Annotated in this window: 20 protein-coding genes; 9 read left to right on the forward strand and 11 right to left on the reverse strand. The window is 60.4% G+C overall.

Going from position 1 to position 19323, the window contains the following annotated elements; all coding sequences use genetic code 11:
- Nucleotides 1-174 precede the first annotated feature (174 nt).
- From RSF91_RS07640 to adk, 5 genes are all read left to right on the forward strand, one after another.
- The gene (locus RSF91_RS07640) at nucleotides 175-726 is read left to right on the forward strand and encodes a TetR/AcrR family transcriptional regulator (RefSeq protein ID WP_332567855.1); all 552 of its coding nucleotides are present in this window, start codon (nucleotides 175-177) and stop codon (nucleotides 724-726) included.
- An 84-nt stretch (nucleotides 727-810) separates the two neighbouring features.
- A complete protein-coding gene (gene lpxK / locus RSF91_RS07645) occupies nucleotides 811-1854 on the forward strand; it encodes a tetraacyldisaccharide 4'-kinase (protein WP_332567856.1) in 1044 nt (347 codons plus the stop codon).
- A gap of 82 nt (nucleotides 1855-1936) precedes the next feature.
- Nucleotides 1937-2128, forward strand: a complete 192-nt coding sequence (locus tag RSF91_RS07650) for a Trm112 family protein (RefSeq protein ID WP_099737177.1) — start codon at nucleotides 1937-1939, stop codon at nucleotides 2126-2128.
- Between the two features lie 3 nt (nucleotides 2129-2131).
- Nucleotides 2132-2908, forward strand: a complete 777-nt coding sequence (gene kdsB, locus RSF91_RS07655; RefSeq protein ID WP_332567857.1) for a 3-deoxy-manno-octulosonate cytidylyltransferase — start codon at nucleotides 2132-2134, stop codon at nucleotides 2906-2908.
- A 389-nt stretch (nucleotides 2909-3297) separates the two neighbouring features.
- On the forward strand, nucleotides 3298-3954 hold the full coding sequence (adk, locus tag RSF91_RS07660) for an adenylate kinase (RefSeq protein WP_099737180.1): 657 nt from the start codon (nucleotides 3298-3300) through the stop codon (nucleotides 3952-3954).
- A gap of 88 nt (nucleotides 3955-4042) precedes the next feature.
- Here the strand turns inward: adk and RSF91_RS07665 are convergent, their stop codons facing one another.
- The gene (locus RSF91_RS07665; protein WP_332567858.1) at nucleotides 4043-5071 is read right to left on the reverse strand and encodes an asparaginase; all 1029 of its coding nucleotides are present in this window, start codon (nucleotides 5069-5071) and stop codon (nucleotides 4043-4045) included.
- A gap of 100 nt (nucleotides 5072-5171) precedes the next feature.
- On the opposite strand from RSF91_RS07665, the gene lexA reads away from it, so the two are divergent.
- The 4 genes from lexA (at nucleotide 5172) to RSF91_RS07685 (ending at nucleotide 7768) form a co-directional block, all read left to right on the forward strand.
- Nucleotides 5172-5846, forward strand: coding sequence for a transcriptional repressor LexA (gene lexA, locus RSF91_RS07670; protein WP_332567859.1), 675 nt, complete (start codon nucleotides 5172-5174; stop codon nucleotides 5844-5846).
- A gap of 173 nt (nucleotides 5847-6019) precedes the next feature.
- Entirely contained in the window at nucleotides 6020-6475 is a 456-nt protein-coding gene (locus RSF91_RS07675; RefSeq protein ID WP_332567860.1) for a hypothetical protein, read from the forward strand.
- A 236-nt stretch (nucleotides 6476-6711) separates the two neighbouring features.
- Entirely contained in the window at nucleotides 6712-6966 is a 255-nt protein-coding gene (locus RSF91_RS07680; RefSeq protein WP_332567861.1) for a hypothetical protein, read from the forward strand.
- Nucleotides 6967-7303: 337 nt separating this feature from the next.
- A complete protein-coding gene (locus tag RSF91_RS07685; protein ID WP_332567862.1) occupies nucleotides 7304-7768 on the forward strand; it encodes a universal stress protein in 465 nt (154 codons plus the stop codon).
- A 281-nt stretch (nucleotides 7769-8049) separates the two neighbouring features.
- Here the strand turns inward: RSF91_RS07685 and RSF91_RS07690 are convergent, their stop codons facing one another.
- From RSF91_RS07690 to RSF91_RS07735, 10 genes are all read right to left on the reverse strand, one after another.
- Entirely contained in the window at nucleotides 8050-8376 is a 327-nt protein-coding gene (locus RSF91_RS07690; protein ID WP_332567863.1) for a hypothetical protein, read from the reverse strand.
- Nucleotides 8377-9240: 864 nt separating this feature from the next.
- A complete protein-coding gene (locus RSF91_RS07695; RefSeq protein WP_332567864.1) occupies nucleotides 9241-9681 on the reverse strand; it encodes a hypothetical protein in 441 nt (146 codons plus the stop codon).
- 50 nt (nucleotides 9682-9731) lie between these two features.
- Entirely contained in the window at nucleotides 9732-10202 is a 471-nt protein-coding gene (locus RSF91_RS07700) for a lysozyme (protein ID WP_332567865.1), read from the reverse strand.
- Nucleotides 10199-10495: a hypothetical protein gene (locus RSF91_RS07705; RefSeq protein ID WP_332567866.1), complete on the reverse strand. Its 297-nt coding sequence runs from the start codon at nucleotides 10493-10495 to the stop codon at nucleotides 10199-10201. The genes RSF91_RS07700 and RSF91_RS07705 overlap by 4 nt, the downstream gene beginning before the upstream one ends.
- A gap of 26 nt (nucleotides 10496-10521) precedes the next feature.
- The gene (locus RSF91_RS07710) at nucleotides 10522-10758 is read right to left on the reverse strand and encodes a hypothetical protein (RefSeq protein ID WP_332567867.1); all 237 of its coding nucleotides are present in this window, start codon (nucleotides 10756-10758) and stop codon (nucleotides 10522-10524) included.
- Nucleotides 10755-12650, reverse strand: coding sequence for a hypothetical protein (locus RSF91_RS07715; protein WP_332567868.1), 1896 nt, complete (start codon nucleotides 12648-12650; stop codon nucleotides 10755-10757). The genes RSF91_RS07710 and RSF91_RS07715 overlap by 4 nt, the downstream gene beginning before the upstream one ends.
- Nucleotides 12650-13045: a hypothetical protein gene (locus tag RSF91_RS07720; RefSeq protein ID WP_332567869.1), complete on the reverse strand. Its 396-nt coding sequence runs from the start codon at nucleotides 13043-13045 to the stop codon at nucleotides 12650-12652. The genes RSF91_RS07715 and RSF91_RS07720 overlap by 1 nt, the downstream gene beginning before the upstream one ends.
- Entirely contained in the window at nucleotides 13042-14514 is a 1473-nt protein-coding gene (locus RSF91_RS07725) for a hypothetical protein (RefSeq protein WP_332567870.1), read from the reverse strand. The genes RSF91_RS07720 and RSF91_RS07725 overlap by 4 nt, the downstream gene beginning before the upstream one ends.
- 2 nt (nucleotides 14515-14516) lie before the next feature.
- A complete protein-coding gene (locus tag RSF91_RS07730; protein ID WP_332567871.1) occupies nucleotides 14517-15707 on the reverse strand; it encodes a hypothetical protein in 1191 nt (396 codons plus the stop codon).
- A gap of 22 nt (nucleotides 15708-15729) precedes the next feature.
- Nucleotides 15730-19323 (reverse strand): hypothetical protein, encoded by a 3594-nt coding sequence (locus RSF91_RS07735; RefSeq protein WP_332567872.1) that lies wholly within the window; start codon nucleotides 19321-19323, stop codon nucleotides 15730-15732.

Below are 19323 nucleotides of genomic sequence, written 5' to 3' on the forward strand. Positions count from 1 at the left end.
AATCTAGAAAGACGCGGATGATGCACGAAGATACTTATTGAATCAATTTTGATTCAATAAGACCTTTTACGATTCAAGTGATATAGGTGCTACTTAAACTCCGTACCTGAGAGCAATAGCTTGGCTGCTTGAATCAAAATAGATTCATAAATATCCGACCCAACCGGAGCCACGATGAAAACAACAGTTCCTCCCGAAAATTCCGCAATACTTCCCCCGCTGGCATTGGCACTGGTCAATCAGCCACGTGCCACCTTGCAGGAACTGGCCACGGCCATCGGCATCAGCAAGGCCACGCTTTACCGGTTCTGCCCCACGCGGGATCTGCTAGTCAAACGCCTGCTCGACCAAAGCCTGCGCACACTCGACGATGCGCTGGAGGAGGCACTGATTGATGAGGGTCCGGTGCTGGAGGCCCTCAAACGGCTCAATGCCAAACACCTTGAACACCGCGAATTCACGCTGTTTCTGACCTATTACTGGAACGAAGTCGACAAACCGGTGGAGGAGACGGCGGCCTGGGAGCCCAAGGTCGATGCATTTTTCCTGCGTGGCCAGCAAGAAGGCGTGTTTCGCATCGATTTCAGCGCAGCAACGCTGACCGAACTCTGGCTAGGAACGCTGATTGCGTTGATTGATGGCGAGCGTAGAGGCCGCATACCACGGGCAGCATTGGCTCAATTGGCAGAACAAGCTCTTTTGCATGGAGTCACACGCAAGGATTGAGCCCCGGATTGCGCCAAAGCCTGCGCAACAACGCCCGTTTTAGGTGCAATGTCACCCCACCTTGCTCTTATGATTCGAGCCGCCATGCCTAGCCCCTCTGCCCCCGCCTCATCCAGTCAACACGGTTTGCGCGCCATCTGGCGTCAGCGGGGGGCGGGTGCGTGGCTGCTTTGGCCTGTGTCAAAGCTTTACGGCGCCTTGCAGGGCTGGAATGCGCAGCGCATGCGCCACCAGCAGCAAAGTGCGGGCGTGCCCGTCATCGTGGTCGGCAATGTGATTGCAGGCGGCGCGGGCAAAACGCCGGTGACTCAGGCGGTGGTGGCACACCTCAAGACCCATGGCTGGCAGCCGGGCATCATCTCGCGCGGCTATGGCCGCAAGGTGCAGGAAGGGCAGGACTACCGCGAGGCGTTGCCGGACAGCCCAGCCAGCGAGGTGGGGGACGAGCCCGCCCTGCTGGCCCGCAGCACGGGCGTGCCGGTCTTTGTGGCCAGCAAGCGCATTGAAGCGGCGCGGGCGCTGCGCCAGAAGTATTCGCAGGTCAATGTCATCGTGAGTGATGACGGCTTGCAGCACCTGGCACTGGCACGCGATGTCGAGTTGTGCGTTTTCAACGACGAAGGCGTGGGCAACGGATTCTTACTGCCTGCAGGCCCGCTTCGCGAGCCCTGGCCGCGCCCGGTCACCGCTGCGCTCTATGCGGGCCAGCCACCCCAACCACAAGGTTCATCACCGGCTTTTGCCTTGCAGCGCAGTCTGGCTGATGTGGCCTGCAACGGCCATGGGCAGAGTATTCAGTTGAGCGAGCTGACCGGCCAGCAGGCAGAAGCCGTGGCCGCCGTGGCCCGCCCCGAATCTTTTTTTTCCATGCTGGCGGACAAGGGCCTTGCGCCCACCGCAACGCAGGCATTGCCAGACCACTATGATTTTGAGAGCTTCTCGCGCAAGCTGGATAAGCGCTTTCCGCTGATTTGTACCGAAAAAGATGCCGTCAAGCTCTGGCGCAACCACCCTGAAGCCTGGGCCGTGCCGCTGCAATTGCAGCTGCCGCAGGCCTTCTGGGACTTGCTGGATGCCGAACTTGCGGCCGTCAGCGCCCATATTCGCCATCAGGGCGACGCAGCCTGACTATCATTGACCCCCATTGATTGCCCTCTTTGTCGCGCCAGCCCTGTGCTGGCGCCCTCATCTCGTTTTGCAGGAATTCCCCATGGACGCCAAACTTCTTGAACTGCTGGTCTGCCCCGTCACCAAGGGCCCGCTGCGCTTTGACCGCGAGCACCAGGAGCTGATCAGCCACAGCGCGCGCCTGGCCTACCCCGTGCGTGACGGCATTCCCGTCTTGCTGGAAAACGAAGCCCGCACCCTCAGCGACGACGAGCTGGACGACAGCCAGTACTAAGCCATGAGCTACACGGTACTCATTCCCGCCCGCCTGTCTTCCACCCGCCTGCCCGGCAAGCCGCTGGCCGATATTGCGGGCCTGCCCATGGTGGTGCGCGTGGCCCAGCGCGCAGCGCTGGCCGGGGCCGCGCGCTGCGTGGTGGCGGCTGACGATGAAAGCATTGTTGCCGCCTGCGCCCAGCACGGCATTGAAGCCATACTCACCCGCAAAGACCACCCCAGCGGCAGCGACCGCCTGGCCGAGGCCTGCGCACAGCTAGGCCTGACTGGCGACGATGTGGTGGTTAATGTGCAGGGCGATGAGCCCCTGATTGACCCCGCTTTGATCGATGCCGTGGCAACGCTGCTGCTGAGCCGCCCCGAAGCCAGCATGGGCACCGCCGCCCACCCTATCGACAGCCAGGCCGACTACCGCAATCCGAATGTGGTGAAGGTGGTGTGCGACGCCAAGGGTCTGGCCAGCTATTTCAGCCGCGCGCCCATCCCCTTCTCGCGCGATCATGCCGATGAGGCCTGGTGGGACACGGCTGCGCCCAAGGCTGGCCACGCGGGCTTTACGCCGCTGCGCCACATCGGCATCTACAGCTACAAGGCCGGTTTTCTGCGCGAATTCCCGCAGCTCTCGCCAGCTCCTACCGAAGCGATGGAGCAACTGGAGCAACTGCGCGCCCTGTGGCATGGTCACCGCATTGCCGTGCACATCACGCCCGATGCACCCGGCGCCGGCGTAGACACGCCCGAAGACCTGGAGCGCGTGCGCGCTGTGTTTGCGAATTAAGCGAATTAAGACAAAGCCTGCGCACCATGGTGTCGCAGGCTTTTTTAGCTTTCGCTATCAGGTAACTGGATATGTGCTTTAACCGCACAGCTATGACTCAAAAAGAGCCCAAGCCCAGTCGTGGCAAGCGCTGCTAGCTATACTTTCCATCTAGTCCAAACAGCGCATGTGGCCACAAGCACACCTGCCTTACAACTATAACTATCGCGTTTACAGCGGATACATGCCTTGGATAGGCCGCATTGGCGACAGTCTTGACTGTCAGATGTAAGCCTCTGTTGGTCTTGTGCATGCTATCCTTGCCCGCGAAAAAATACAGCTCAGGGACTACAGACGTCCACCCGTTGGCCTGGGCTAGCCAAGAATTTTTACTCTCCTCAAGGATTTCCATGAAACTGATTTTGTTGGGTGCTCCCGGCGCCGGCAAAGGCACTCAGGCGGCCTTCATTTGCCAAAAGTACGGTATCCCTCAAATCTCCACTGGCGACATGCTGCGTGCGGCTGTCAAGGCCGGCACTCCTCTGGGCCTGGAAGCCAAGGCAGTGATGGATGCAGGTCAGCTGGTCAGCGACGATCTGATCATCAACCTGGTCAAGGAGCGTATTGCCCAAGAAGACTGCGCCAAGGGCTTCCTGTTTGACGGTTTCCCCCGCACCATTCCTCAGGCTGATGCCATGAAGGCTGCTGGCGTGAAGCTGGACTACGTGCTGGAAATCGATGTGCCCTTTGAAGCCATCATCGAGCGCATGAGCGGCCGCCGCAGCCACCCCGCCTCGGGCCGCACTTACCATGTCAAGTTCAACCCACCCAAGGTGGAAGGCAAGGACGACGTGACCGGTGAAGACCTGGTGCAGCGCGAAGACGACAAGGAAGAAACCGTCAAGAAGCGCCTGGAGGTCTACAGCAACCAGACCCGCCCTCTGGTGGACTACTACAGCAACTGGGCCAAGGCCGACGCTGAAGCTGCCCCCAAGTACCGCGCCATCAGCGGCACTGGCACCGTGGAAGAGATCACCGAGCGCGCCTTCGCAGCTCTGGCCCAATAAGCCGACCCTGACCACCCACAAAAAAGCACCTTTTCAGGTGCTTTTTTGCTTTCCAGCGCTTATGCAACAAGCGTGACTAGCTATTTATTCAAGAGCAAGCCAACTGCAGCATCAGCGCAATACGCGCCTTGCTGGGGGGCAGCAGAACGGCATCCAGAGCGCCCACATCCCGCGCCTTGATCACGTGGGCTGCAATCTCATCTCCGCCAGCCTGCACCGCAGCCACGCCCTGCCCCACCGACAACCCGACCAATTGGCCTTCCAGGCAACGCGTGGTGTGCCAGACGTTCACGCCCTTTGCCCTTGCCTGCAGCAGCGCCTGCTCCAGGGCCTGATGAATCGTGCCATTGCCCGTACCTGCAACTACCAGCCCCTGCACACCGGCCGCCACCAAGGCATTCACAGCACGCGCGCTTTGCAAGGCGCCTGACTGAACAATCTCCACCCAAGGCAGCTCTTCGCAAGCCAGCAACTGCTCAAGCCTCGCCGCACTCCAGCCCGGGTACTGCACCGCAGCGCGCCCTAGCCAGCGCACACGGCTTTCTTCTACATAGGCGCATGGCCCGCCCTCGTAAGAACGCAGCGCATTCAAACGGTAGGGGTGCACCTTGAGCGCCTCGCGCGCCGCATGCACCTCACCTGCCGCCACCACCCACACGCCGGGCACATCGCCAGCAGCCACCGCCACTGCATCGCGCAGGTTCTGCGGGCCATCTGCCTGCAGCGATGTGGCAGGCCGCATGGCACAGGTCAGCACCACGGCCTTGGTGGGCTGCAGCACTGCCTGAAGCAGCCAGGCGGTCTCTTCCAGCGTATCCGTGCCGTGCGTAATCACCAGCGCCTGCGTGGCCGCATCCTCCAGCCCCGCCTTCACGGCCTGTAGCAGGCTGCGCCAGACCGGCCAGTCCATATCCTTGCTGTCGATCTGGGCAATTTGCACGGCATCCAGTACCGCGCCCGTGCGGCCAGCGGCCAGCTGTGGCAAATCCGGCACAGCGGCCAGCAAGCCCGCCACACTGAGCTGGCCTGCCTTGTAGCCCACACCCTGCGTACTGCTCTGGGCCTGCCCCGCAATCGTGCCGCCTGTGCCCAAAATCACAATCTTTTCTTGCGCCACTTGCTCTCCATAAAAAACTGGTTAAAAATACAGGTACTGTATAAACACACAGATCAGAAATCTCACTAGGCCCAGCCTGATGAATGACCGGAAGCCAGACATGCTAGATCACCCCAAGCTCACTCCCCGCCAGCAGCAGATTCTGGACCTCATCCAGTCCAGCATCGCCCGCACCGGCGCGCCCCCTACCCGGGCCGAGATTGCCAGCAGTTTCGGCTTCAAATCCGCCAATGCCGCCGAAGAACATCTGCAGGCGCTGGCACGCAAGGGCGTGATTGATCTGGTAAGCGGCACCTCACGCGGCATTCGACTGCGGGCTGATACCGTGCGCAACATCAATGCTGCGCGCGGCAACAGCTTTGCACTGCCGATCTCCAGCATGGCGCAGCTGGTACTGCCTCTGGTCGGCCGCGTGGCTGCGGGCTCCCCCATTCTGGCTCAGGAACATATCGACCAGAGCTATTCGGTGGAGCCCAGCCTGTTCGCCGCCAAGCCCGACTACCTGCTCAAGGTGCGCGGCATGTCCATGCGCGACGCCGGCATCATGGACGGCGACCTGCTGGCCGTGCAAGCCACCCACGAAGCGCGCAACGGCCAGATTGTGGTCGCCCGCCTCGGCGACGATGTCACCGTCAAACGCTTCAAGCGCACCCCCCAAGGCATTGAGCTGCTGCCCGAAAACCCTGACTACAAGGTGATTCATGTAGCTCCTGAAGAGCCCTTTGCCATCGAAGGTCTGGCCGTAGGCCTGATCCGCAATAGCATGTTCATGTAGCCCACAGGCTCCTCCTCAGCGTACCCGTCACCGGATGAAAGCACGCTGAACCCCTTTCCCTCTCCAGCCCAGGTGGTAGGCGCGAAGCAGTCTTGCTTCGCCCTGGGCGGAGCTTTGCCTTAAAACGCAATCCTGCCCTTATCGTTGCCGCAAGGCTATTGAGGAGTTGCCACATGGGATTCGCCGCATCTTTGCAGTCTTTGACCCGCCTGAGCCTTAAGGTCCTGCCCTTCGCACCACCCGCAAGCCTGAACTTCAATGCCAGCACCCAAACTCTCTCCAGCGACTCACATGACACCGCTGAAGAAACCGCACCGTTCATCCCCAGCTCTTTTGAGCCCGAAGGTTTCAAGCTGACGCACACCAGCATCCCCGTCATGCGCGCCAACCGCTCGCGCCGCCGCAACACCAGCACACGTGTCAACAACAAAGCCAAAGCGAACACTGCCAGCCCCCAGTTGTCTCTGGCATTACCGGCTGAAGCAGCCCCCGCAGCCACGCGCCAGCTGAAAATCCTGCAGCGCGAACCCCGCAAGCAGCCCGAATGCATGTTCATCTCCGGCCGCATGGCCGATGTCTGCGCCGCACTGGAGCGCATGGCCCTCAATGAGCAAGCGCAGCAAGCCTGAAGCACAAGTCCCAAGCTGCAGCGCCAGCAACCAATGCACTGGCAACGCAATGTAAATAGCCGGTCGACTGAGCAACTACATTTGATAGCTGCAAGCGCTGATGAATAAAGCGATACAGCGCTTTTCATTCTTAGCCCAACGCGCAATCTGGCCTATCAAAATACTTAATTCAGGGTATTGCAGCCCCTTCATACCAATGGAAACATTCGTATACACGTGCAAACGAAGGGGTCGCCATGAGTGCCTATCGCAAGCTCACGGAACACATACAGGCGAAAGATGCCAGTGGCAATCTGCGTTTAATTCTGGTTTATCAGGATTTTGACGAGGTCGATCTGCCGCATGGCGTCTCTCTGCGCCCGTCCGCCAAGCACTTCGAGACAACGGATCATTTGAAGATCAACTGGCTCAATGAAAAACAGTTCGAGATCGAAACCACCGGTGAAATTCTCAACCGCGTGCAACCGCCTCAGAGCGAACAAGAGGCGTGAACACCAACCCAGTAAATCGCAATTTGCGGTTGAGACAAGGCGAAACAACGACATATCAAGGTGGTGTTCACGCCTCTAAAAGCGCTCAAATCCAAAGCCCACTCCTACCAGCAGCCCGTAAAGAGTGAAACAAAATGCAATAGCGCCGCGCTCAGGTACATCAGGACTTTTGTGAGCTAAATACTGCTCGCTCTTTACTGAATCAAGGCCTTGACGTTACAGAGCCCCGCTCCAGACTCATTGCCGCATACCTCATTCCTAGCACGCATATTGCAGCGCCAGAAACATCGGAATAAATTAGCCACAACACCCACCCAGCGGCATCAGGAGGTTGAACATGTTCAAGCACCTGCTCATTCCTACAGATGGCAGCAAACTGTCTGAAGCGGCCATTCGCGCCGGCATCAGTCTGGCCCGTGAGAATGATGCCAAGGTCACCGCCCTGTATGTCATGCCCGACTACCGCGCCATCATCTATGGCGCAGATGCCTTGCTCACCTATAACAGCGCAGAATTTGAGCGCAGCATGAACAGCAACGCCGACACCGCGCTTCAGTTCGTCGATCAGATTGCCAGGCCGGAAGGTGTTCCCTGTGAGTTTGTCCGCATCGCCAGCAGCTCTGTCTATCAAACTATTGTTCAGCAAGCGCAAGAGCGCCATTGCGACCTGATTTGCATGGCCTCTCACGGGCGAAAAGGTATCAGCGGTATCTTGCTGGGCAGCGAAACCCAGCGTGTGCTGACACACACCCACATCCCGGTGCTTGTTCACCGGCCCGAGGTGGCTAACGAAACGAGTTAAGGAGGAAGCAACAACAGCAGCGGCGGCAATGAAAGAAACGGTCTGCAAAACGCCGCTTGTTACCGAATGCAGAGCCAGTAAGCACAGTTACGGCCTGCGCCCAACGGGGCAACCTGTCCGCAGTTCAATTCGATCAGCGCCAGTGCAAGTGCGATTAAAGGCGAGCTTGGGACGAAAGAATGTCCTTTGCCAAGTATTCAAACGCATTGACTTCGCGCCGCAGGACTCGATGGAGAGGCCCCCAAAACTTGCCCGCCTTGTGCGGGCATTTTTTTGAATGGCTAAACGCCCTGCGAGGAAATCTCCAGCGGGTGGCCATGCATGCTGGGCAAGGTAAAAAGAATCTGCAGATTCTGCGCATCCATCTGCTGCGCCACGATGGATCCATCGAAGTGCAGATAAACCCGCACGGACTGGTTCTCATCCAGATCCCAGTACGCCACACCCGTCTTCAGCCCGCGCCAGCCATGCTCCTCGCAAAGGCGGCGGCGGCTCAACGCCCTCAAAAACGCTGGCGAAGCGCCAAGATCCGCATTGGCCTTTACCCAGCTGCTGATCACAAGCTCATAAGCCACCTGCTGCGAGCCGCAAGGCTTCCCCGCCTTCATATGCCGTATCCAAGCATCAAGGCGAGCGGAAAAGCTAAAAGGCAGGTGATGAGGCATCTGTATCAACATTCAAGACGCATAAGAAGATAGAACCTCTTTTACCAAATATCGAATTTCTCCTACAGACAATTTACCCAAAAGAACAATCGTCACGATTTTCAATCACATAACGCTGTAGGGGTAAAGACAAGCGATCACTCTGCTCAGCAGTCAGCAGGGTGCATGTAGGCTCTGAAAAAAGGAGCTGCTTGCGCTTTCACCCAATGACTTTCAGGCGCTCTCCTCAATAAATTCATTGCAGTTAAAGCGCAATCTGCTATCAAATGAATTGCACGGCTTGAGACATTTCCACCATGCCAATGACTCGAAGTGCAGCAAGGAAAACAAGCGACGCAGCTCCGGCACACTTCAATTCCGTACTGAAAGACTGAGCACAACAGCACCGCTGCGCCCACGTTTTGGCAAGCGCCACTTGTACGATTGTTCAAACCAACCAAGCTTGGATGACAATAGAGGCGCTGGCAGGCATCGCTTTTGTGGCACAGGCATCAGAATACAGACAAATTTCTCTGGGCTGCGTAGCGTGCAAGGGGCAAAAACATAGCGATGCGGGAGCGGCTTTTCGGTGCAGGCTTTAGCGTGAGCTAAGCGCCAAAGCACTTCCCGCCTATTGAAAGCTTTGAGCTTTCACGAATTAATTCAGCCACTTACGTAAGGATTTCAGTGGTGAACATAGTTATTCTGGAAACCTATGCTCTCCTATGAAAATTGAGTGCTCCTGAATGTTTCTACGCTAAAACCTACGCCATCAATAGAAAAGAGCCCCGGCACCATCTGGCGTCGGGGCTCTTTTCTATTGATGGGCTATTTCAGTTGATCAATCAGCGCCCTGTCTAGCGCGACCTGCCCTTTAAGCACGTTTACTTGGGCATCCCTTCGATCGACCAGTCCTTCAGCTTCGCTAACCAACTCCGCGCCCTCTGACGCCAGGGCTCCGAGTCGCTGGTGTTGATCTGCGAGACTTCGGCAGGCAGCGGCGTCACTGGCAAGCTGGGCGTTGCGGGTGGCGACACTGCGGATGTCGTGCTGCAGGCCTGCAATGCGGGCAGCATCAGCAGTGCGGCCAGCCTCCAGTTTTGCGAGTGTTTGCGTGTATTCATGGGTGTTGTCCTGTTGGGCAGTGCCATGCACGAGCACTGCAACCGCTTTCTTTTCTGTAGCTGCTAGCGCTTGTTGTGCTTGGGCTTGAGCCTGTTTTGACTGAAAAATCTCAACCTTGGCCAGCCGCTGGGTCTGCAAAGCCAACAGCCCCGCAAGGGCCAAGGCCAGCCATGGCCAGAGACGGGATGCGCCTGTCATGCCAGCCCCGCCTCACACAATTGGCGCTCTGCCGCGCGACGTTTGACCAGGCCGGGTAGTTGCTTGCCGGCAGCGTAGGTCCAGCGGCTCAGCTCGGCGCACGCGCCATCGATGTCGCCGGCATTGGCCTTGCGCACCAGTGTGCTGCCGCAAAACGCGCTGTTGCCCACGTTAAAGGCGAAGCTTACAAAGGCGGCACGCTGGCCATCGGTCAAGGGCTGGCGAATGCAGTTCAGGGCATCGGCATGCTGGGCCAGGTCTTTGTAGAGCATTTCCTCGCACTGCTGGCGGGTGTAGGTCTGGCCCATCTTGAGCTCGGGGCCGGTGTGGCCCGTGCAGGCGGTGACGATGCCCACCGGGTCGCGGTAGCTGCGCAGCACGGTGCCTTCGTACTTTTGCACCAGGGGCACGGCCAGGACGACGGCAGCGCCGCCAATGGTCGCAATGAGTTTTTCTTTCCAGTTCATCGACTTGTACCTCCTTTGATGGCTGTCCAGAAACCCACGCAGGCGCCGCCCAGCATGACGATGGCGGCCAGCGGCTTGGCCACCTTGCCCACCCAGTTGAGAACCTTGAAGGCTCCCTTCATGGCGGTAAAAAATTCCAGCAGATCCGCCAGTTGCTGCTTGAGCTCATAGAGCTCCTGCGTCGCCGCCTTTAGATCGCGCTCAATGGCTGCCATGCGCTCACTCCCTTTGTCGAATCGTTCATTGATCTGCTGGCGCGATACCGCCGGCAGCTCGTCGCCGTAGTCATCCATTCCCTCTCCTTCCAGAATTCGCTCTTTCAGACTTCGATCAGCACATAGGGCATTGCGGGCGCGGGGCCGGTGATGGCGCCGCCTTGCACATAGACGCGCACACCATTGGCCGTGCCCAGCGGGTTGCGCACGCGCAGCAGACCGGCGGCACCTTCAAGCGCGACCAGCGCGGTGCCGTCGGCAAATACGGCGCTGATCTGCCCGGTCATGACGGGGTCTTCGGGCAGCAGGGCCTTGAGGCGCTTGTAGAGGTTGGTGCTCATGCGGCAACCCTTTCGACGGTGACCTGCTGGCGCACACGGGGCATGGAGGCACTGACGCTGACGCCGCGCACCAGGCCGCGCCAGGTGCCGTCGGTGTCTGCCACCTCCAGCAGCTGGCCGGGGTTCAAGATGCCGGGATTACTGCCGCCAGTGAGCACGGGCATGCTGATGCTGTGCTGCAGCTTGTTGCCGCTGGCCGCCAGCTCCCAGCTGCCGCGCATGCGGGCTGCATCGGCATGGGTGATGAGGTCGTCCTGAATCTGCGGGGCCAGCTTGTCGCGCGCGCTGAGGCTGCGCACCACATGGCCCAGCACGCCGCCCACGCTGCCGCCAGCGACATAGACGGCGTTGTATTCGGCACGCGGATCTGGCCGCAGTTCGTCCGTCACGATGATGGCCGCAGGCATTTGCACATCAGGCACGGCAGCGCCCCACTCCCACGGCAGCACCGGGTAGCGCGGCGCAACGATGAGCTGCACTGCCGTGCGGTGGCTGCGCACCACGGCATTTACCGACTCAGCCATGCGCAGCACGGCCTGCAGCGGCGTGCCCTGAAAACTCCAGGCGCCAGCGGGCACCTGCCAGTCAGGGATTTGCCAATCCAGATCCACACCACTGAACTCCAGCGCGGCCACCACCAGCTGCTGCGCCGTTGCCACCGAGGTGGAAAGCCAGCTTTGCTGCGGAAGATAAGGTGCACCCAGCATGGCCGTGACGCTGATGCCCTGCACCGCCACGCGGCGCCGGTCAAACGAGCGGCTGCGCGCCGTGCTGGTCACGGCAAACACAAACTGCATGCCGTCAATGCCAACCTGCAGACGCTGCGGCAGTCCGCCCACAGGCGCGAGCTGATCGAGCAGATGCTCGGGACCGCTGGCGGACAGGCTCCAGCAGTAGCTGTCATCGTCTGCAGAAATAGTGACATCAGTGAGCACTACGGGCTCAAGCCTTGGCAGCAGATGCGCCGTGAGGTGGTGGACTTGCATATAGACGGGCAGCAGGGGGATGACAAACTGGGGCAGCGGCTCGGGCCCGACGGGCTTGCAGCACATGAACAGCAGATCGGTCGATGGGGCCCACGGCCTGCAGAACAGCAATTGGATGGGGCCGCCCACCAGCTGCTCGTAGCAGCCGGTCTTTTCCGGCTCGGGTGGCTTGGGCACCGACTTGCCCGCTGGCGGCTTTATGGCCTGCTGGTAGCGTGCCAAGTACCCCGTGTACAGCGGCACCGCCGGGCCTACACCTGCAGTGACAAGATGCTGCAAGCCCACGGCATCCTGGGCAGAGGTCTGCAGTAGCAAGCGACGATCGCGCAGGCTTTCCTCAAACCGCACCAGCCAACCAGAACGCACGGGCGCGGCATCTTCTGCCTTGGCCTGCAAGCCCAAGCGCACGCTCTGAGACTCCTGCCAACGCGCCAGCGTTGCCGCACCGGGCAGCGCCTGCGCTTGCTTAAACCGCCCCAGCGCTGCAACGCCAAGCCGCTGGCCGTCCTGCCAGGCAATGCCAAACTGAGCCCTCAAAGGCATGGCCTCCTGCGCTGCTGATGTCCAGCCCGCAGGCAGTGCATCTGTTTCTTGCCAGCCAGAAGTCCACCCCGCCGCCATGGCCTGCGCCTGCTGCGCTACTGAGACCGCCTCGGCCACCACGGGCCGGGGCGTGTCGGTGTTGTAGCGCACCACCGCACGGCAGCGCACACCGGGCATACGGCCAGCTGCGACCAAGTCTTTGCGCACATGCACGGCAGCCCGGACACGTAGACCCGGCATACGCGCGGCCAGGGTGATCTGCGCGTCGGGGATGGACGGCGCACCGCCGTCATCGCCAAACACCAGCTCAACCGGGTTGCCGGTCTTGAATGGCTTTTTAAAGACAAGGTCGATGCTGGCCATCAGTCAATCCGCGTCACGCCCAGGATGGCTTTGCCGCCCGCATAGAGCTGGGTGCCCGTGCTGCCCAGCAACTTGAAGTGACCCTGGCCAGCCTCGTCCGTGACCTGGCCACGACCAATGAGCTTGCCGTCGCTGGTGCTCCAGACGCCGGTAGTCGCCTGGCCGCTGGCAAGGATCATGTCGCCGCCGACGCTGGCCTGGGTCAGCAGCAGATAGCCCGCTTCGGTGATCTGGCCGCAGGGTTTGGTGAGCGTCAGGGTGACCAGCAGTTGCTCGGCGGCGTCATATAGTTTGATGATGGATCCGGCGGGGCCAGAGTCTGCAAAGGCCAGCGTGGCCTGCAGGCGCGCCAGGGCGTGGGCTGCGGAGATCTCGAATTCAGGCAGATCGCTCATGGAATCAGCTCCGGCGTGACGCTGTCGGCCACCACAGCCCTAAAGTTGTGTTCGTGGTCATAGGCGATTACGGTCCAGGTCTGCAGCTCATCGATATAGCGGAAGTCGTATTCGCCGGTGACTGGATCGCTCCAGACCTCACGCACCACCAGGCCGTCGCGCTCGCGCACCAGGAGGACGCGGCGCTTGAGGGGCGTGTTCGCCGGTGTGTCCTTGCGCTGAACTGATCCATAGACACGACCCACTCCGGCACCCAAAACCCCGGTGACGTAGTCCCGCACCGCCCCAGTCTCAACACCCAGGTGATGAGGTGGCTTACATTCCGTGCGGCCGAAGGTGATGACTTGCCCGCCTCCTAGCGCCATGGTGTCAAGCGGAGCTGCCCTGCCCCGCACGGTATTGAGGCCCGTAATGTCTCCAAAAACACCAGGGCGATAGGCAAAGTCCGTGACGTACCGCGCCACCCCTTGCGTTATGCGCAATCCATCAAGAGCAAAAGGGTGCGCAAATATAGACCCTTCCTTGAACGGCCCCAATGTCAACGGCGCATCACCTGGGTCCGGCACGACATAGCCTGCGGGCAAATTTGAGTGCGCGGCAACACCCTCGACCGCCACCGTCATGACGTCGGCTCTGCGCTGGAACACGACAAACAGAAACCGCCCAGCCGCTGCGATGTCCACCTTTCCGCTTCGATAGGACACCCCATTTCCGCCCACAAAGCCTGCCACAAACGCATTTTCCAAAGTCCCGTAGAGGAACTGAAACCCCCGCGTTCCGGGAGCGCCTACCGCGTCTTGGGTCAGCATCCAGCTGTACTCTCCTCGACCGGTCACGGCGGGCAGCATGACGCGCATCTCTATCGTGAAATCCTGCGCACCGAACGCAATCCGGGGCGAGGACAAAGACAGCGAATAATTCCCGAACTGTCGAGCCATGCCGGAAACGCCAGCGACATAGTCTCCCGCCGGGCCGTTCCATACCCGCCCCGTTGCGTCCAGGGTGTTGCCTTCAAAGGCCATCCGGCTGGTGACATTGCCCTCTAGTGGATCTAGAACCGCCGACACATCCCCTGACTGATACGCCCCTGGCCAGCGAATCCCCGAAGCCGAGACATGGTCTACCCACGCTTGGCCGTCATCCGACCACTGGAGTTTTGCAGTCAACAGAAAGAGGGATTCGCAAGTCCCAGCCAGGCGCATCCCTGAAACTTCTGGCAGCGTAGCGCCAAAGTCCCAACGCAACGCAAGATCCTTGACCGCCTGCGCCGACCACTTGGCCGAGGTTGCCAGGTCCGCGTCTTGCAGCGACAGCAGCGTCCCGCCCAGATCCGGGGCACGATTGGCGTCCAAAATAGCCTCGGCATCCACGCGTACTCCTTGAGCGAACAGATAGAAAGCCGTCAGCTCCAGGTCGCCAGCGCCATACGCCTGCAGGCTTGTAGCGCGCCAAAATCGGTGGGCGGCCATGCTTATCTCCAGGGGCCGGTAACATCAACGAAGCTGACCCCGGCACTCCCTGCCGTCGGAGCATCGGGATACGCCAAAGAAGGTGTCAACGCCATAAGCCTGCGCCCCGCCAACGTGCCGGTGCCGGGAATAATGTCGCCCGTCTTGAAAGTGCTGAATACAGAGGTCTGCGATACATGGAATAACCCGGGCAATTCACAGCGCGGTGCCGCTTGCACGGATTCAGCCAGGTACTTTTTAGTCAACCGCAGCGAGCCATCCACAGGACTGGGGAAAGCGCCGAAAGCGCTGTCCATTCCCGAGACTGTGTTGCTGTTGCCAGAAAATGGCGCCGTCACATGCAACACCGAAGACCCTAAGCCGGTGTAGTTTCGGGGCATGGCCTGCAAAGCCACTGCAGAGCCATCAAGACCGCCGGCACCCTGATTACCCAGCGCCGAAGTATTCGCAAAGCTCAGCGAACAGGCGTACGCATCCCCACTTGGTCGAAAGTGGATGTCATCGCCAAAACCGCGGGTGACGCCGCCGGAGTAGTTCGCACTGACCGAGGTATTGGGCGCGATGTGCAGAATGAATTTGCGTGAATCGGCGAACAACACCCAGTTGACAGGGGCAGCTGTGGCCTGCGCACTTTTTGCCCAGTAGCCGCCACCTGGCATTTGTAAAAGCGAGGGAAACGCTCCGGCACCAGAGCTGACATCGGTCATGCTCTCAAAGCCGACAACGCGCGCACTCACCGAACCGGTGTCATCCACACGCAAAAACATCTTGGTGCTTTGCGGATCTTGGCTCTGGTAAACGGCGAGTTTGGTCCCTGCAAAGGGCTTGACCCAGCCAGCCGGAGCCATCTTGAAACTGATGGAGCCAGAGACAGCACCATCGGGCAGAGCCGTCTTGAACTCCACCCAGCCATTGGCTACGGCCGCGACACGCTGCTCGCCATTCAAGGCAGAGGGCGAAGCCCCCGTGACCGAGATCACGGCATGTATCTCCGCAGCGCTCTTGCCGCTGGCAAAGTTCAGGCGGCAAACGCCGTTGCTGATGCTTGCAGAGTCCACGGCCTTGCTGCCCCAGCCTGTGACCAGGAATGCGTCCAGAGCTGCAATCAGCGAACCCGCCGTGCCATTGATAGCGGGCGCTCCGGCCATGGAGCTGTAAGCGTGCTTGACGCTGGTGTCTACGATGGATGCCATCTTTATCTCTCCGAATCAGGTATCAGGCGGTCTGCGGGCGGTTCACATCGCCACGCGCCAGGATGGAAAAGTGGTGCTCGATGCCGGTCTCCGGCCCCGGCTGGATGGTGCGCACCACCCAGAACGGGTACAGAGCGCCCACGGTGTTGATGCGCAGAATGTTTCCAATCGCCCAGCCACTGCCCCAGCCCAGAGGATCGATCGTGAAATAAGGTTTGCCCGTGGCCGGGTTCAGCGGTGCGCAGACGGTGTTGATGTCACCCGTGGCAATCACGCCCACATGCTCGCCAATCACCCGGAACTGCGTGGTGCTGGTGAACTGAAGTACCCAGCGCTCGGTGCTGCCACCGGCATTGGTGATCGCTATGGGCGAAACACCCTGGTCGTACTTGGCGGCAATCCCCGGCCCAGCAGGTGCATCGGCCCAGACGTTATCGATCCAGGTCTGCTGCGCAAACGCTAGGCTCACCCGTGCGAAACGGTCGCTGGCCTGCAAGGCGCTGGACACATAGGTGCCGTCCTTGGGGTAGTCGTGGGTCAAAGCCCGGTTGAACGTGATCTCGCCGGAGATCTGCACATCCGTGGCAACAGCCATGTCTTCGATGCGGTCCTCGATCACGATGGGCATGGTCATGGCCGCCACATCGGTGAACTTGACCGTGCCTGCTTCCAGGTTCGGGGTGTAGCCCGTCAGGTGGTTTTTACTTGCCGCATCCCGCACCGTCACGCGGGACAGACGGGTCCGTGCCAGGTTGATGGTCTGGCCGTTGCTGACGTTGAGCTGGGCCGTGGTCTTGGTGTGCCCCACCACACACAGCGAGCCAGGCCGGAAAATGGGCACCTTGCCGTCGCTGGGCAGGCGCACCGGGTCGATGCCGATGATGTCGGCATTCATGGGCAGATAGGTATAAGCCACCGCGCTGTAGCGCATGGCACTGGATACCACGGGCGCCGGTTTAAAGATCTTGCCGTCCGGCTGGACCTTCTCCTCATCAAACCAGGGCTCGGACTCATTGCCTACGGCCACGACCAAAGTACCGAAGCCCAGGCGCACCAAGCCAGTCTCAAAGTCGACCGTCCCCGTGACACCGGGAGCTGTGATCACTCCATCAATGCCAGCGGTCACGTTCTGGGTGCCGCCTGATGCGCGCGGCACCTGCACCGTGAGGGAGCCTGGGCGCAGAGGTGCCGCTGCCGTGCGAAACACATAGGCGCTGCTGATGGCCTCACCCAGAGTCGTGACGCAACCGGCGCGGCGCAGACTGTTGGTGCTTGCCGCCGTCCAGGACGTGAGCGCAACGCGGCCTGTAGCGTAGTTCAGGGTGCCGAGATTGACAAAGCCGCCAGCCGTCAGCACGCGCAGCTGGCCCCTGCCGTCATCGCTCCAGGGTTGGTCACTGGAGGGCAGCAGGATCACCGAGCCAGGTACTACAGGAGCCTGAACGCCGGTGACCAGATCAAACTCGGGCGCAAATACCACCTGCAGCGTGCGACGCGTGGCGCTGCCGGTGGTCCTGAAACGCAGCTTCACATAGCCGCTTTCGTCATTGGGGTAGGTGCTGGGAACAGGCACATAGCTGATGCCGTCATAGTTCAGACGATATTGGGTGCCGGTCCCCCACCACGACCAATTAATCGGAGATGTTGGCGAATAGCTTGGCTTGGGGATCTTGATCGTCACGTCGGGCAAGAGTTCCACCGCACCAGAGGCATAGTCGACCGTGCCAATCTGCGTCCCACTCAGCATGAGCTTGCCATGGCCATCGTCGCGGGCGATCTGTGTGGGATCGACCAGATTGACGTTCATGGATTGCATCTGCTCACGGGTGTAGGTACCCAGCACTGTGAGGTCGGTGAGCGTGTTCCACTCCACTTCGACCGTATAGGGCACCAATGCTCCCTGGCCAGCAGAGACCTCCAGACGGCCCTGACCGTTACGGGATGGATGCGCCAGGCTAACCTCGACGGCAGGAGCCGTGTCCACGGTGACATCGAGCACCGTACCCACAGCGGGCAGCAGCTTCGGGGAAAACAGCACTTCGGAACGCCCCACGCGCACCTCGCCCGTGGCGTCGCCCTGCAGCGTCCAGGCGGCAGTAGCCTGCGCCGAGCGCTGGACCTGACCATCCATCCACTTGATGTCGAAAGCCCCAGGATAAAGAGCCTGACCCGCAGGCAGTGGCAGTGCAATGGTCTGACTGATCTGCAGATCGACAGCGGGATGCACGGTCTCCTGCGTGGGCACGCCCCACTGAATGACGATGGAACTGCCCACGTCGGGCAACGCGCCCAGGGTGATGATATAGCCGCCGGTGTCGGCGTTGAAAGTGCCCGCGCCATAGCTGGAATCAGTACCACGCAGTGCGCCGTCGCCCGCGTCAGAGAGCACATACCAGCGGCCCTGCGCCCGGTAGCTGAAGCTCAGCGTGCCACGGGAAGGCAGCGGCGTGATGAAACCGACATAGGACTGGCTGCGGGTCTCCGGGCTGATACGGATCTCGCTGGACTGGGGCATGCGCTGCATATACGCAGCAGGTCGATAGGTGACGGTCTTGGTGCCGCCATAGCTGCCCGAACTGGAGGTCACTACGCCATTGGCATAGTCCACCAGGCCAATCTGCTGGGTACCCGACACCAAAATTCCGCCCTTGTCGGTGAAGGTGATGCCACCCACCACGATCTTGAGCGAGCCCGGCAGACAGCCACCGGGCAGCACCAGACTGGTGGCAGTGCTCCAGGCCTGATCGGTATTGAAAGTTACGACCTCGGCAGCAGAGACTGGCAAGCCTGCAGCGGCATAGGGAATGGCAGCCGGGATAGGCGTTTCGCTCTGCGCCGATGGCACGATCTGGGTCATGATCGTCTTGGCGATGATGGTGAAGTCACCCAGAGCAGCGGCTTTCTGCAGAGGGCTGACGCCCACATAGCTGCCCGCATCGGCCACCAGGGTGTCGCGAATACGGGCGGCATTGGCCAGACGCGTAAACGCACGACCCGCCGACGACCCGGCAAAGTCGTAGCGCAGCGCATCCGATATCTCCAGAGTCACCACCATGGCCCTGAAATCTTTGTCGATGTCATAGGTGAAGGTGCGCTCGATGCTGGTGGCGCGAATGACGCGCACGTATTGCTCGTACTCGTTGCTCTGCCCTTCATTGCCGACCAGCACCAGCGTCTTGCCCACAGCTGCCAGCTCAGTGCCAGGGCGCTGAAAAATCTGAATGACACGCTGCCCCTTGATGTGGTTCTCATAGAGATAGCCCGACCATTCAGCCCCCTTGTTCAAATAGGCCTCAAGCCGAGACTGAGCCAAACTGCGCGTGTCATAAACCCCGCCTGTCGAAAACAGCGTGATCGACACATTGGGGTCCTCGGGCGGCTTGGCCACGATGACGTTGCTGCCCTGATAGGTGTCGCGGTCGTCGGTGCGCACCGTCACATGCAGCTGACGCATATTGGCGCGGCCCGTGGCGCGGTCCATCTCGGAGATATCGGGGACGATGGCGTTTTCTTGACCAGACTCGATCACGATGGAAGATGGGCCACCACCGCCTTCGGGTACGTCGTCCATGACTCGGCTGGCCAGCAGCTGGATGTCGCCTTGTTTGATAGGCAT

The sequence above is a fragment of the Comamonas sp. genome (assembly GCF_036643215.1).
Taxonomy (GTDB): Bacteria; Pseudomonadota; Gammaproteobacteria; order Burkholderiales; family Burkholderiaceae_C; genus Comamonas.

Bases quoted from the DNA above. Each gene is read 5' to 3' on its own strand.
- RSF91_RS07685 (WP_332567862.1), top strand. From the start codon at position 7,304: ATGTTCAAGCACCTGCTCATTCCTACAGATGGCAGCAAACTGTCTGAA.
- lexA (WP_332567859.1), top strand. From the start codon at position 5,172: ATGCTAGATCACCCCAAGCTCACTCCCCGCCAGCAGCAGATTCTGGAC.
- kdsB (WP_332567857.1), top strand. From the start codon at position 2,132: ATGAGCTACACGGTACTCATTCCCGCCCGCCTGTCTTCCACCCGCCTG.
- RSF91_RS07725 (WP_332567870.1), bottom strand. From the start codon at position 14,514: ATGGCCGCCCACCGATTTTGGCGCGCTACAAGCCTGCAGGCGTATGGC.
- RSF91_RS07715 (WP_332567868.1), bottom strand. From the start codon at position 12,650: ATGGCCAGCATCGACCTTGTCTTTAAAAAGCCATTCAAGACCGGCAAC.
- RSF91_RS07735 (WP_332567872.1), bottom strand. From the start codon at position 19,323: ATGCCTATCAAACAAGGCGACATCCAGCTGCTGGCCAGCCGAGTCATG.
- RSF91_RS07700 (WP_332567865.1), bottom strand. From the start codon at position 10,202: ATGAACTGGAAAGAAAAACTCATTGCGACCATTGGCGGCGCTGCCGTC.
- lpxK (WP_332567856.1), top strand. From the start codon at position 811: ATGCCTAGCCCCTCTGCCCCCGCCTCATCCAGTCAACACGGTTTGCGC.
- RSF91_RS07675 (WP_332567860.1), top strand. From the start codon at position 6,020: ATGGGATTCGCCGCATCTTTGCAGTCTTTGACCCGCCTGAGCCTTAAG.
- RSF91_RS07640 (WP_332567855.1), top strand. From the start codon at position 175: ATGAAAACAACAGTTCCTCCCGAAAATTCCGCAATACTTCCCCCGCTG.
- RSF91_RS07650 (WP_099737177.1), top strand. From the start codon at position 1,937: ATGGACGCCAAACTTCTTGAACTGCTGGTCTGCCCCGTCACCAAGGGC.
- RSF91_RS07730 (WP_332567871.1), bottom strand. From the start codon at position 15,707: ATGGCATCCATCGTAGACACCAGCGTCAAGCACGCTTACAGCTCCATG.
- RSF91_RS07710 (WP_332567867.1), bottom strand. From the start codon at position 10,758: ATGAGCACCAACCTCTACAAGCGCCTCAAGGCCCTGCTGCCCGAAGAC.
- RSF91_RS07680 (WP_332567861.1), top strand. From the start codon at position 6,712: ATGAGTGCCTATCGCAAGCTCACGGAACACATACAGGCGAAAGATGCC.
- RSF91_RS07720 (WP_332567869.1), bottom strand. From the start codon at position 13,045: ATGAGCGATCTGCCTGAATTCGAGATCTCCGCAGCCCACGCCCTGGCG.
- adk (WP_099737180.1), top strand. From the start codon at position 3,298: ATGAAACTGATTTTGTTGGGTGCTCCCGGCGCCGGCAAAGGCACTCAG.
- RSF91_RS07690 (WP_332567863.1), bottom strand. From the start codon at position 8,376: ATGAAGGCGGGGAAGCCTTGCGGCTCGCAGCAGGTGGCTTATGAGCTT.
- RSF91_RS07705 (WP_332567866.1), bottom strand. From the start codon at position 10,495: ATGGATGACTACGGCGACGAGCTGCCGGCGGTATCGCGCCAGCAGATC.